This window comes from Geobacter psychrophilus (assembly GCF_056821595.1).
This window is the reverse complement of sequence record NZ_JBXDTU010000004.1, coordinates 1,750,308-1,763,768: the sequence shown is the minus strand read 5'-3', so window position 1 is coordinate 1,763,768 and position 13,461 is coordinate 1,750,308. Positions and strand designations below refer to the sequence as shown.

The window sequence follows — 13,461 nt, the reverse complement described above, 5'->3', positions numbered from 1 at the left end:
GACGCCAATGAGAAACGAAATATTGAACTCCAATATCAAGTTTTCAATCATCGAGTCCCTGAAAAAGGCGGAACAGTCGAAGTGGAGCGGCATGCTGCGCGCAAAACGGGCCGATCAGCAGGTCGGGGTAGTCGTCATGCACGACGGTCATGTGGCCTGGGCGGTCAGCAACGGTCTGGCCGAGGATTTCAGCTCGGTCCTGGAGCGGATCGGCCTGGTTTCCCGGGAAAAGCTTGCTGCCGCCAATCACGCACTGCAAATCCATCGCTCCCTGGGGAAAACCATGAGCCTCGGAGCCCTGCTGATGGAGGAATGCCTGATCTCCCCCTCCGTTCTTCGGACCTGCTTCAGGACCCAGGTGAGTGCCGCCCTTGCTTCCCTGATGAAGACCCCGCTGCTTTCCCTGCATCCTGAAGATGAACGGCTTTCGGTAGATGCCAGCCTGTTGTTCCACCTCAACGAAGTACTTCCCGGCACCGCGAAAGCAGGTGAACCCGCGCTTGACTCCCTTTCAGCAGCACCCGGCGGGGAATCGCCCGTTGAGACTGAACTCCTGAAGGGACTGGCCCTCCTGCCGGGGTATCGCTACTCGTTTATTGCGGGAATGGAAGGAAGGCTGCTGGCAAGTCATAGGGCCGATGAAGTCCAGGTACAGGTGGACCATAACATCCCGAAGACCATCACCTGGCTTTCGGCGGCCTGCACGATCTCGGAGGAAACGGAGATGGGCCTGGTGGATTCCGCTTTTCTGCAGGGGGATGCGGGATCCCTGTTTGCCCAGATGACCGACGAACGCAAACGGTTTTTCGTAGCGGTATCCTTCAGTTCGGCCGGCAAGCTGGGGGTGATCAAACACAAGATTTCCGATCTCATTCCGGCACTGCGGAGATTCACGGAAGATATTTAAATCAGATGGGAGAGGCGGCATGGCACATATTCTTTCCATTGTCAGTTCAAAGGGAGGGGCCGGCAAGACCACGGTAGCGTTGAACCTGGCCGTCGCACTGGCGGAAGGGGGAGACAACACCCTGCTGATCGATGTTGATCCTCTGGGCGCGATCGGCTTTTCCCTCGCCCAGAGCGATACCGCCTGGAGGGGGCTGGCAGAATGCATGATGGACAACCAGTCCATCGACGCAGTCATCATGCCGACAAAACTCCCGACCCTTTCGCTCCTGCCGCGGGGGCGCCTGGACCCGCTTGATGTGGTTGACTATGAAGAACTGCTCCACGCGTCGACGGCACTGGGCGATCTGATTGCTGCAGTGGAGGACAGATACCGCTACATCATTATCGATACCCCCTCCGGCCTGGGGATGGTCACCCGGGCGGTCCTGGCCGTCAGCAACTTCGTCCTGCTGCCGCTGCAGGCCGAAGCCCTGGCCCTGCGCTCAATCTCGCAAACCCTGCGGGTACTGGCGCACGTCAAGGAACATGAGAATCCGGGTCTGGAGCTGCTGGGTATTCTTGCCACCATGGTCCAGATGAACAAGGATGTGTCGTTCAATATTATTGCGACGGTGTGGGAATCTTTGAGCGGTGTACTGGAAACGTACATCCCGCGGGCGGACGTCTTCAGCATCGCCAGTGAGAAGGGCTTGCCCGTGGCCTTCCTGCCGGGGCAATTCTCACCGGAAGCAGCCAGGTTCCAGTTGCTGGTCACAGAGATCAAGGGCATCATCCAGGGGCTGGGTGGTGTCACAGGAGAAACAGATGAAAGAGCGCAGCGCGAACTCCTATGACCTGAAACAGGCGCAGCAGATCCTCAATTCCTTCTTCCCGACAACAGCCGGCGCCACCCAGGAGGAGCTGGGTCCGGTTGATGCGCCGCACTATCTACGGCTGTCGAAGGCATTTACCACCCGCATGCTGTCACGGCCAACGGCTGCTCCCGCAGCCACTCCCCCGCCGAAAGAGGCTGCTGCGACGGGCACGATGCTGCACCAGCAGCTTTCCAGCTGGGATGAGTGCGTAGCCTGGTGCATGAACCTGACACGGGCGGAAGCGGTATTCGTAGCGGATTCACAAGGATTTGTCATTGCCAGCAGGGGTCGAATTCCCGCGCAGGGTTTCGAAGGTACCGGAGCGGAAATGATCTGTTCGGTAGAGCAGCTGGAGCGGGTTGCCCCTGATGCGGGCAGACTGGTATGGCTCGATCTGGTGTACGATACTGCCCGGGTAGTCGGCTTCATTACCCCCCCGGTGGATGCGGAGTATTACGTGGTGGGGCTGATCGCGCCGGATTCTTCATCCTTTTATTCCCACAAACAGATCATCACCCGTAATCTCCTCGAAAACCTGCCCAATCTGGATTAGTCGGCTGCGAAGAAGTTACATCAAGAGCCGGGTCAGGAAGTAATCGGCGATCAGGATCAGCATAAAGGAGAGCACCACCGAGCGGGTGGTGGAAACGCCGATCCCACGCGCCCCGCCCGAGGTATTGAAGCCCACGTAGCAGCTGATCACGGCAATGATGCCGCCAAAGACGAAGGATTTGGTCAGCCCGACGGCAACTTCCCTAAAGAGCAGGGCCTGGCGCAGCGAGTCGGTGTAGGTGCTGTAGGAGATGAACAGTTTCGGGTGCAGGTGGCTCATGATTGCTCCGCCGGCGATGCCGACGCAGTCGGCGTAGATCGTCAGGATCGGCACGCAGATCAGGGCCGCGATCAGGCGCGGCATGGCCAGATAGCGGATCGGATCGATATCGAGGGTCTTCAAGGCGTCGATCTCTTCATAGACCTTCATGACGCCGATCTCGGCCGCCATGGCCGATCCGGCCCGCCCGGCCACCAGGAAACTGGTCATGACCGGCCCCAGCTCACGGACCATGGAGAGGCCGACGATGCTGCCGATGATGTCCTGGGTACCGTACTTGTACAGCTCCACCCCGGTCTGCAGCGCCAGGACCATGCCGACAAAAAAGGCCATCACCGAGGCGATCGGCACGGTCTCGTAGCCGATGATGGCCATCTGGGTGAAGATGGCGGGCAGGTTGCGCGGGGCCTCGCGGAAGAAGAACAGGGTCCGCTTGAGCAGGATCAGCACCTCGCCGATGATGCGGAAGGCATACAGCAGCTTGCGGCCTATGAATTCGAAAAATATCGTCATGGTTTATTTCTTTTTGGCTCCCGGTAGTTCTTTTGGCAGATAATTCCCCTTGCTGACAATACTTCTGCCCAACTCCTTTTCGGTTTCCCTGCGTGCCGTACCTGCCACATTGCCGCCTCGTTTGGCGACCTTTTTGTTCTTCTCAAAGGTATCCGGTTTTTCTGTCTGCGATATCTCGGTCGTCACCTTTTCGCCCAGCATGGTAAAGATCAATTCCAAATCGGTCATATGGTCGCGCAGGTTCTCGTTTTTTCGGGTCAGCCCTTTCAGATCCTTGTGTTCTGAAGGCGTAATGCCGAAGGTCGCTTTGGCAATTTCGGCAGTCAGGATACTGAAGTCCCGCTCCGCCGTAATGCCCCGTTCCTGCCATTCATCGGTCAGGTTCTGGCGGATGGCGATGCCCCGCAGGCGCTTGTCGATCCACTCCTTCGGATACCCCTTCTGCTCATAGAGCTGCTTCATCCGTTCCTGAGCCAGCTCGGGGTTTTCGATCTCCTGTATTCGCTCATACCCGACCTGAGCCAGCCATTGTTTGAAGGGTTCAGCTTTGGGTGAGGGAATTGATTGGACAAGGCGCAAAAGCTGTTCCGTATCGGCAACGTCGGTAAGCCGCATTTTGCCGTCCGGGGCAGTCATTTTCAAACCGTTACAATTTGTAACGGTTTCATTTCCTTCTGAAATCAACCGTTTTTTTAGTACACGCCAGTACACTTGCGGATTTGGGCTGTCAGTCAGGACAGCAATTACGTCAGCAATGGAGAAATACCACTTTTGCTTTTCTTCATCCCATTTAGTGCGTACCTGTCTATGTTCAAATAATTTGACAGCGGTTTCTTTGGTCATGTCAGGCCTCCTTGCAGCAGGTACGCTAACATATATCATACGGCCGTGACACGATACGTCGTTTTTAAGTTATTTCCTCAAACCCGTTGCCGGTCAAATCCCGAACGGGATCCATAACAGCCTCAGCGTGGTTCTGTCCTTTTCCGAGCTAAAGCCGAATATACCCTTGAGCAGCCTGAAGTCGCTCCCTTGCTGGGTCGTGCGGTATGACACCAGCGGTGACAGCTCCCAGGCGCTCTCAGCACCGCGCTTCTCCCGCCAGAACAGGTTCCAGAGCAGGGAGGTGGCGCCATCGCCCTTGTCATCCCATTTTGTGATAAAAATTCGCCAGAGCGGTGCCCAGTTGCGCTCCACCCCGTCACTCCAGGCCACCGGCTCCACCAGGGCGGGCATGCTCAGGGTGCTCAGGCCGTCCTCGTCCCGCTTCCAGGCATACAGCGGCCAGAAGCTGCTGCTGGCGCGTTCCCGGCCGGCCTGGGGCCAGGATTCGTCCGAGCGGCTGAACAGGAAATACAGCAGGCTGGTTTTGTCCTGGCGGAATCCGGGCGAGTCGATGGTCTGTTCCCGGTACAGCGGCCACATGATCCAGCGGCTGCGGGAGTCCTTGACTCGCGCATCGGCATAGAACGGCAGGTAGCGTTCGGTACGGGACTCCTTGCCAACGGCGATCATCCAGAAGGGCCAGAGGAAATCCCGCTCAATGACCTGCCCGCTGCCATCCCGCACGACGCCGCACAGCGGCCAGGGGGCGTAGGTCGCGCTGCGTTGCGGTGAGCGTGATGCGGCATAGAAGGGGAGCAGGTTGGTGTTTTCGACCGGATTGGCCGTATCCCTGGCCAGGGTCTCGCTGCTGAAGAACGGCCAGAGGATGAAACGCTTTTCGTAGACCCCCGCTTTAGCCGCCTGCCCGTAGAGCGGCCAGAACTGGAAGCCGCTCTCACCTTCGCCGGAGACTGTGTTGAAAAAGGGATACAGGTAATTGGTCGAGACCGTACCCTTCTTGACCGTACGGCCATAGAGCGGGAACAGGGTGTAGTGGTACTCATCCCTCCAGAAACGTTCGTAGATATCGCCATGGACAGGAAAGAACGAGGTATAGGGGCCGTATTTCTCCGACCTGCCGCTGATATAGAAGGGAAACAGCATGGTCTCCCGTTTTTCATCGGGCGTGTTGCTGTGGCTGACATGTTTCTGGTAGAGCTTGAGGATCTGGGTGTCCGAATCCCCGCTACTGCTGCCGGTGGATGCGATCGGGTAGAGGATGTCGGTGTCTGCGGTTTCAGGTGAAGTAGTGCTGAAAAACAGGGGACGAAGTGCTGTTTTGGTCGTAGTGCCGGAGGTCTCCCGTTTGAACAGCGGGCCCAGGATGGAGAGGTTGCTGTAGCCGGTGGCAGGGCTGGAGCGGTAATCGAACAGCGGCCAGAGGGTGATGATCGCCCCTTCCCTTTCCTCAGCCGCTGTTGAAACCGTAGCGGCACACAGCAATATGCACCAGCTGATTACGAGACATCTCTTCATCCAGCCTCCCAAGCCATTCAGATGCGTCATTATTCATTACCGAAGCTGGAGAGTCAATTGCTTGTGTAATGACAATTACTATTGATCATTACGACGGATACTAGCGTTGATGTATATTGTTCATTGCTTAATGCGTTCCCTGTCCTGCAATAGCCATTCCGGTATCCACCTCCGAATATACCAACCGGGAAACGCCTTGGATTACATTCGCAAGTTGGCCAAAATCGCGTCCCTTTGTCATAACACCCAAAATGTAGGGATGTTTCGCATGATACACAATCCCAAACTCGTGCAGGAACTTAATCGTATCAGAAGGCCCTTCGGTAGATTCACCGAATTTTGATGCAATGACTGTCCCTTTGGGCACACCGCTGCTCATGCCCTGCGGGAAGTCTTCCAGGCTCAGAAGCTGCAGTGCCTTTTCTGACATCTCCCGGTTGAGGTAGGATGCGTTGTATAAAATTCTAAAAAAACCGGAATAGCCATGAACCGTTAAAGAATTAGCACTGCTATTCCGGGTATCGACACCCATCTCTCGCATCACATTATTGATCTCTTCTGTCGATATTGGATCGTAGAGCACTCTGGTAGCATTGTTATCCGAATAGTTCATCATAAGGTGCAACAATTCTGCAACCGTATAACTGCGGCCCTGCTCGGCCGAACGGGCAGGTTTGATGTTCTGCGCTGCCCGCATGTCATCCGTATAATGATTGGTCATCACCCGCTTAAGCAATTGCGGATCCTTCTCGGCACGTTTCAGCCAGGCAACCATCACAGGTACTTTCAGCATGCTTGCAGGATTAAACTCTTTTTTCTCATCAATACCAAACCAGGGCCCCTCAAGCAGGTCGCGGTAATATACGGACACTTCCATTGCCTGGCCGCGGTTTTTTTGCGTATTCACGTATTTTTCAACCATATTTTTTAATGGCATAGGTTCATCATTACTACCCACACCCTCAGGAAGTTCCACATCCAGCAACGGACTGGTAAATCGGAAACCTTCAGCATGAACACGTTGAGGCGCGTGGTGAACATACGTTTCGTGGTACCAGCTGTGAAGGTACCAGCCGCACAGGGCCGATAAAACAGCGGTCGCTGCACACAAAAGCACATATGTAATGGACAGTTTCTTCATTGCCATGGACATTCCTTGTAAAGAACAACCTTCATGCTGTTGAACGGCATGAAATGTTGTCACCGATTATATGTATTACTTTATGATTAAGTGGTCTACCACCAATAGCCCCTGGCTGATTATAAGGCTCCCCTGTAATACCGTGTAACCACTCTGAATTGAAAAGGCTGAGTCCCATCCCCCGCTGAGAGTGACAGACGTCGATTTGTCTATGGTGACATTCTCGGAAAAAGCTATTCCCTGTGCCTTGATGACAGCACCGGTTGCAGCACTGTTATATGCCAACTGAAGAAGTCCGTAGTATATTTGCGGAGACCCGGCAATCTGGGCATATGGATCACTGGCAAAGGTTGCCGTAACGTTGATGCTGGCGGTCACATGTGTGTCGGTTCGGGCGGCGGTAGCTGCGCCATCGCTCCATGAAACAAAGTGATATCCGGCACTGGCAACGGCAATTACCTGGGTGCCGCTTCCGCCCGAGCTCACACTCTGCGGTGTGGTGCCGATTATAGTACCGTTTTCACCGGCGGTGTACGTTAATGTGTAGATTCGTGGGGGCGCCAGGTCAGACAGAAGATTGGCGCCGTTGAAAGAGCCCCATCCGGTGGCGTTATCATAGCCTGCGGCTGCAGAGTAGAAAAGGTTTGTTCCCAGTGTGATGTCATGAAAATCAGACCCATAACGTGTCCCCTTCCCAATCCCATAGATCGCAGGATTGGCAAATCCGAGCGGAGCGTCTCCGTTGGCAGAGCGCTGCTGGTTGACCCGCGCGGTAAAGGCCGCCCAGAGCGGAGCAGCACAGCTTGTACCTCCAAAGATCGTCCAGCCGCCATTGTAGAAGATTGAATAGCCGGAGTTTTGGCTCGCGTTGAGTGAGACGTCCGGAACATTACGCATGGTTGTCGAAACGGTTGACGAAATCCCCTGTTGCCAGGAGGGGATGCCCCACAGTGAGCTGACACCGCCACCGCCTGCCCCGCCGGCCACGGTGTTGTTGATGTTCCAGGTAGTTTCGTGATTGTAGACCTCACCTGCATTGACAGTGAGCTGGGTGCCCCCCACTGCGACGACATAAGGCTGGGAGGCTGGATCGTCTACGCTGAGAGTTGTGCCGTTATCAAAAGCTCCGCTATCACCGGAGGCCGCATAGATCGACTGCCCCTGCGCCGCCATCTGCATGAAGGCGGCATTCTGGCTGCTGATGGCAGCAGCGCTGTTTTGCCCCTCGCTTATCCCCCAGGACGTACTGACCTGTTTTGCCAGATTGTCCGAAGCAATCCTGTTGTACGTGTCAATAACCCCTGTTACCGTATTCGGGCCTTCGTAAATAATGATCCTGCTTGCGCCCGGTGCGAGCGCGATCTGAAGTTCGATATCGAGGGTTACCTCGGATGCCCCGCTCCCTGCGCTGCCGGAAAAGCCGTCAATCAGGACGTTCTGCAGCGGGACAGGGGGCAGGGAGTAAAAATTTACATAATTTGCCACATCGCCCGGCGTGTACCCGTCGAGTTCAAACAGCCCAAGAATCTGACCGGTTCCGTCAGCCGGCACACCCTTAAGATTGTATGCTGTCAGTACGTCGTTTGGAGTCAAGCCGCCACCCGGGCCTGTGCCGATCTGAAATGGTGAGTACTTCGCATTCTCTGCCGACGACACGAAACGGTTATGCGAATGCCATACGGCAGCATTATCCAGGCCGGCTACACCTGCAATACGTGAAGCGGTCGATACGGGGACTTCCGGGTCATCATCCGGGGAATATATCTCCCGTCCCTCCGGTGTCTTATAACGCTGAAAATGGAAGTTAAAGGCGGATTCGAATGTCCCGGCCAAACCGGATGCGTTCAATATCAGTCTGTTGGGATGAGTTTTGGTGACAGCAAGTCCAAGGCTGCGCGCATAGGCGGCAACGGCATCATAGTCTGCCTGGGTCGGAGCAAATCTGGCCGTAAACTCCTGAGTCTCGAGATAGCGGCCAAATCGCGGATCAGCCGGATCATACATGCCTCTCAGCAGCTCCTGGAGATCGCTCTGATTGCGCAGCGGCAAAACAAAAGCCACGTTAAGCGGTGTGTCAGAGGCAAACCTGCCCAGCAACCGCGAGTCGGCCAAAGTCCTGGAGGGTACATGACCACGAAGTCTCACCTGAGGGGAGATCGGGGCGGAGTAGCACGGAGGTGTCGCTCCAGCAAATATAACAGTGAGAGCAAGCAATAAAGCTATAACTACTTTAAACATGTTCACTGACGACGCACTCATGATTTTAACCCTCGGTATTTATAATATTACTCCTGATGCCGGGGCAACGCCATCGCGTTTTAATCTTATTGCTCTATACATACTGTGAAATGCCAATAAAAGTTTTCTCCCTGGTTTATTAATAAAACAGCACGATAGCATGTGGCAAAATGCCAATTTATTTTGGGCCTTGAAGAGAGCAACGTTGTTCGATTTGAGAACAAGTATCATCCTCACAAATAAATACGGCTCACCCCCACATGTGGGGGAGAACCGTATTTATGTACCTAAAAGCAGCTAGTTAAAAGTGAGAACTGCCATCCAGTTCCATATACGCTTATGCGAAATGCGAAGTCGCAATCTTATCTATCAAAACGTATTTACAATCACATTATCAAAACATGTCTGAGAATCTGTTTTTGTCCACAAGCCAACCTTACCAGACTTGAACGTATTGTCAGTGACATCAACAACCAATGCGCCGTTCAGGTAGCCGCGAATATGCGAGCCCTTGACATCAACACGGAGCTCCTGCCAGACCCCCTTGGCAACCTTGATATTGCCTTCCTTTATTGAGCTTCTTCTTCCCTTGACATACTTGAAGAGGATAACATTATCCTCCAGGGCATTGGCCCTCAGGATGTAATAGTTGTCCTTGTCCTGAACCCGGAAGATGATGCCGGCTGCCTGGTCTTCTTTGCCTGAGATGGGCTTGAAGCTGGTTGAAACCGTAACATCTGAGTAGGCTCTGGTGCCGAGAACAATGGCGGGATAATCGGCTATACCGTTCTGGCAGAGGGCATTGGGTGCTGATGGCGCACCCTGTTCAGCCCGTACAGCCCACATTCCTGTGAATACCTGTACGCCAGCCGGCAGCTTACCGCTTTGAGTGGCATCAAAAGTCCACTGAGCCGGATTGCTTGCGTTGTCTTTCATGACGGGCTTATCTTGAGCATAACAAAGTCCGATGCTCATCATCATGATGAGCGCACCTGCGAAAATGATTATTCTGTTCATACTGCCTCCTTGCGTCATCTGCTACGATACCGCTGGAATCACCTTCTGTACAGGAGGACTCCGATAATCGCCGCCACGGCGACGAGTAATGGTTCTGGCGGCTTCCAGCGCCAGAGCACAACCAGACTGCTGATACCAATGAATATGGTTGTGATGTCGATTATGGAGCCTTGCCCGAGGATGACGGTTGCGCCGGCAATAGCGCCGGATGCAGCGGCAGTTGCCCCTTTGACAAACCCTTTCAGGGCTGGATGCTCCCTGTACCTGATGATATAGCGACCGATGAGCAGGACAAACAGATAGACCGGCATGAAGACCCCGGCAGCCGCGACGACTGCACCCCAGAAGCCGGCGACCAGATACCCTACAAACGCCGCAGTGATTACTACTGGACCCGGCGTAATGATACCGACTGCAACGGCATCGAGAAACTGACGTTCGCTCAGCCAGTGATTCTGAAGCACAACCCCTTGATGCAGGAATGGTACGATGGCAAGCCCGCTACCGAACGTGAATGCACCTGCCATAACGAAAAAGGCACCCAACTGCCAGATAATCGGCGCCGCTATCGTCGTTACTGCTCCTACAAAGGGAGTCAGCAGGCTTGGCAACATGCTTTGAGGCTTTCTCCAGCTACTTGGTGGAGAGTAGAGCAGTATCCCGATGAGACCGGCTATCACAAACAGGATGGCTATCTCGGTGCGCGACACGACAGTGATTACAGCTACCGTAGCAAAAACCAGCCACATGCGGCGGTCTGTCTTCACCGTAGCCTTTGCCAGGCGAAAAGCGGAGCTAGCTACAATGGCGATGACTGCCGGACCGATGCCGTAGAACAAAGCCTGAACAACGGCCATGCCCTGATAGGCCACGTAAAGAAAAGAAATGCCGAGCACAATCAGAAAAGCAGGAAGGATAAAAACCATGCCGACCAGGGACGCACCCAGCGCCCCATGCCTGATATACCCAATCCACATGGCAAGCTGAGCGGCAAGGGGGCCGGGCATCATCTGCGAGAATGCCAGCCCCTCCATGTACTCGTCCTCGGTAATCCAACCGCGAGGGATCAAGTCCCGCTGCATGTATCCGGCAAGCGCAATCGGGCCGCCAAAGCCAGATGAACCCAGGCGCAGGAAGTAGCCGACAAGCCCCCAAAGCCCTAACTGTTTCAGGGAAGTCGTTTCTGAGTTGTCTGCCTGTCTTTCCTGCATGTCCATCCCCCCTTTTTGGAGTTGGACTTAATGTTGATGCCGATGATGGATATCGGGCCAGTGAACGTGGGAATGGATGATATGTTCGTGAATATGCTGGTGCTCGTGTGGCTCTGCTATGCTTATACCCACATGATCATGCTGATGATGTTCATCATGGATATGAGTATGTCCGTGAGAAAGCATTGCATGCTTATGAAGATGGCTGTGCATCTCGCGGTAGAGGAACAGTATTCCCGCAAACATGCATAAAGCCGCCACCCAGAATATCATTGGAGGACGTTCGCCAAGCACGATGAACGCGAGCAACGTTCCGATGAAGGGGCCTACAGCAAAGTAAGTACTCGTCCTTGAAGAACCTATCCTGCGGAGCGCCTCGATAAAACACACCAAACTCAAACCATAACTAACTGCACCGACCAGGAGAGCGCCTGTGACTTGGACAGTTGTCGCCGTTCCGGTGAAGAATATGGACGCCAGCACAATATTGAATGTTCCCGCGAACAACCCCTTGATGCTTGCAAGCACCGTTGCCGGCATGTCTTCAATGTCTCGGGTCAGATTGTTGTCGATTCCCCAGAAGACGCAGGCCAGAATTACCAGCAACCCGGCTACGGAAAAGGAAAAAGCGCCTTCGGTCTTGAGAACCACCACAAATGACCCAAGAATAATGAAAGCCTTGCCACTCCAGACGCCACCCCCTACCTGTTCCTTAAACAACAACCATGCAATGAGAGTGGTCGCAACCGTTTCAAAATTCAGGAGGAGAGACACCTCGGAAGCAGTGCCGAATTTAATGCCATAGGCAAGTAACAGCGGCGCGACTATGCCACCGGATATCACCGAACCCAACAATGCAAGTCGATGCTTGGATGGCAGTTTCCTTAATTCCTCAACAGAGTTTTTACCTTGGGATAACAACAGGATTTGCAAGCCGATTCCCGAGCCGAGATAGAGAAGACCGGCCAGCAGGGCTGGCGACATGTCCCCAATCACCAGTTTGCAGAGCACCGGAGAAATGCCGAAAAGTGCTGCGGAAAGAATTGCAAGGAACTGGCCGGATAACATCTGTTCATACTCCCTTAGGAATATACCACGTAATCAAGGGGGCTGCGTTAACAGCCCCCTTGGGTACTCATTTTACCTTGATGGTCAGACTCGTTCTGTTGAACTCTGTCCGGTCGTCAGTGAAGCCCCGGTCATTGTACCGGTTGAGGTCATACACCAACCGGGACGTTACCGTGTACTCGCCGGCTTTGAGCTCCGGCACCCACGAGAGCACCCGCTCTTCTCCAGCCCTGATTATTGTCTCGTGTGGTCCTTGGGCATCTGCCTGAGCGGCAGCTCCGGCATCAGGGCGCTTCTTGTCTTCGTCGAGGAATGACTTGTCATCCGGGCGATTGCCATACCATGGAGCAAACAGCCATTCTTTGGAAGCTACCGTCTTGCCGGCTTTATCAACCACGTCCGAGATCAGGTAGATTCCACGCCGGTTCGAGCCGGTAGGCACAGAATGACCGGCACCGATATTGATAACATGCAGCTCAAGATTGGACTTGCCCTGCTCAGGCTGGACGGCAACCAGACTCAATGCACTCTGCAGGCGCTGCAAGGAACGTCCGCCAGTCCACAGATGACGGGCAACAGCTCTCGCGGGAGCATCACTGTTCTCAGCGACCTTTCTTTCAGTTCGTGGCATGTGGCAGTCCTGACAATGCTGCTTGCCGAGTCCCTTCTTGAAGAAATCGTCACGCCACTCAAGGAATGTCTGTGTCTGCTTGCCGGGTATGCGTTTCCCCATGCTGTGGCAGTAGGCACACATGGCTGCTGTCTGTATGGCGGGGTCGGCGACGGTTTCATGCGGCGCCTTGACGTCATGAGCAGCACGAATCTTGCCTTCCGGGGTCAGATGGCAGCTGGCGCAGGTCAAGCCGCCCTGTTCCTGAGTCTTGGGGCGAGCCTTCGGTTTGGTCATCTCCGGCTCATTTATGTCTGGTATGGCGAAGGCTTCGGGATAGTGACAGACATTGCATGACCTACCCGCTTCCTCAACGTCCCGTGCATGGACAGGGAACGGGTCTACACCGGCAAAAGCATGTGCAGTTGCGCTATCGGAGACTCCGGCCGGCAGCTTGAGCTTGCCGTCGGTGGCAGACTTCAGGGTAATGTCCTTGTAGTGGATGTCCGCACCAAAACCATGGGCAAACTCGTTGTAGATTGCCTTGTGGCAAGTGCCACAGGCTTCTGATGGGGTGGCTGTTCCCTGCGGAAACGACATTGCCTCCGCCCCTGTTATGGCTGAAAACGTGAACGTTACCAGCGCTGCTGCCGTGATTGATAAGGCGCTTGTTGTATTTTTACTTATCATAGAGTTCCTTTCGTGGT

12 protein-coding genes are annotated in these 13,461 nt (G+C 54.5%); 3 read left to right on the top strand and 9 right to left on the bottom strand.

Annotated elements, in window-relative coordinates:
* Window positions 1-7: 7 nt before the first annotated feature.
* The 3 genes from ACOCF6_RS10570 to ACOCF6_RS10560 are packed head-to-tail and all read left to right on the top strand — an operon-like array spanning window position 8 to window position 2,316.
* Window positions 8-907 carry a roadblock/LC7 domain-containing protein gene (locus tag ACOCF6_RS10570; protein ID WP_482460347.1) on the top strand — a complete coding sequence of 300 codons (900 nt, stop codon included), beginning with the start codon at window positions 8-10 and terminating at the stop codon, window positions 905-907.
* Window positions 908-926: 19 nt separating this feature from the next.
* Window positions 927-1,742, top strand: a complete 816-nt coding sequence (locus tag ACOCF6_RS10565) for a ParA family protein (protein ID WP_482460346.1) — start codon at window positions 927-929, stop codon at window positions 1,740-1,742.
* Window positions 1,714-2,316: a hypothetical protein gene (locus ACOCF6_RS10560; RefSeq protein WP_482460345.1), complete on the top strand. Its 603-nt coding sequence runs from the start codon at window positions 1,714-1,716 to the stop codon at window positions 2,314-2,316. The genes ACOCF6_RS10565 and ACOCF6_RS10560 overlap by 29 nt, the downstream gene beginning before the upstream one ends.
* A gap of 15 nt (window positions 2,317-2,331) precedes the next feature.
* Here the strand turns inward: ACOCF6_RS10560 and ACOCF6_RS10555 are convergent, their stop codons facing one another.
* From ACOCF6_RS10555 to ACOCF6_RS10515, 9 genes are all read right to left on the bottom strand, one after another.
* Complete coding sequence (locus ACOCF6_RS10555; RefSeq protein WP_482460344.1) at window positions 2,332-3,108, bottom strand: MlaE family ABC transporter permease; 777 nt, start codon at window positions 3,106-3,108, stop codon at window positions 2,332-2,334.
* 3 nt (window positions 3,109-3,111) lie between these two features.
* Window positions 3,112-3,951 (bottom strand): BRO-N domain-containing protein, encoded by an 840-nt coding sequence (locus ACOCF6_RS10550; RefSeq protein ID WP_482460343.1) that lies wholly within the window; start codon window positions 3,949-3,951, stop codon window positions 3,112-3,114.
* A gap of 93 nt (window positions 3,952-4,044) precedes the next feature.
* Window positions 4,045-5,469 (bottom strand): hypothetical protein, encoded by a 1,425-nt coding sequence (locus ACOCF6_RS10545; protein WP_482460342.1) that lies wholly within the window; start codon window positions 5,467-5,469, stop codon window positions 4,045-4,047.
* 127 nt (window positions 5,470-5,596) lie between these two features.
* On the bottom strand, window positions 5,597-6,616 hold the full coding sequence (locus tag ACOCF6_RS10540) for a serine hydrolase (RefSeq protein WP_482460341.1): 1,020 nt from the start codon (window positions 6,614-6,616) through the stop codon (window positions 5,597-5,599).
* Between the two features lie 69 nt (window positions 6,617-6,685).
* Entirely contained in the window at window positions 6,686-8,755 is a 2,070-nt protein-coding gene (locus ACOCF6_RS10535; protein WP_482460340.1) for a protease pro-enzyme activation domain-containing protein, read from the bottom strand.
* Window positions 8,756-9,217: 462 nt separating this feature from the next.
* Window positions 9,218-9,865 (bottom strand): 3-keto-alpha-glucoside-1,2-lyase-like domain-containing protein, encoded by a 648-nt coding sequence (locus ACOCF6_RS10530; RefSeq protein ID WP_482460339.1) that lies wholly within the window; start codon window positions 9,863-9,865, stop codon window positions 9,218-9,220.
* Between the two features lie 38 nt (window positions 9,866-9,903).
* Window positions 9,904-11,076, bottom strand: coding sequence for a chromate efflux transporter (chrA, locus tag ACOCF6_RS10525; RefSeq protein WP_482460338.1), 1,173 nt, complete (start codon window positions 11,074-11,076; stop codon window positions 9,904-9,906).
* A 27-nt stretch (window positions 11,077-11,103) separates the two neighbouring features.
* Window positions 11,104-12,144 carry a DMT family transporter gene (locus ACOCF6_RS10520; RefSeq protein ID WP_482460337.1) on the bottom strand — a complete coding sequence of 347 codons (1,041 nt, stop codon included), beginning with the start codon at window positions 12,142-12,144 and terminating at the stop codon, window positions 11,104-11,106.
* 67 nt (window positions 12,145-12,211) lie between these two features.
* Entirely contained in the window at window positions 12,212-13,354 is a 1,143-nt protein-coding gene (locus ACOCF6_RS10515) for a hypothetical protein (RefSeq protein ID WP_482460336.1), read from the bottom strand.
* Window positions 13,355-13,461: the final 107 nt, after the last annotated feature.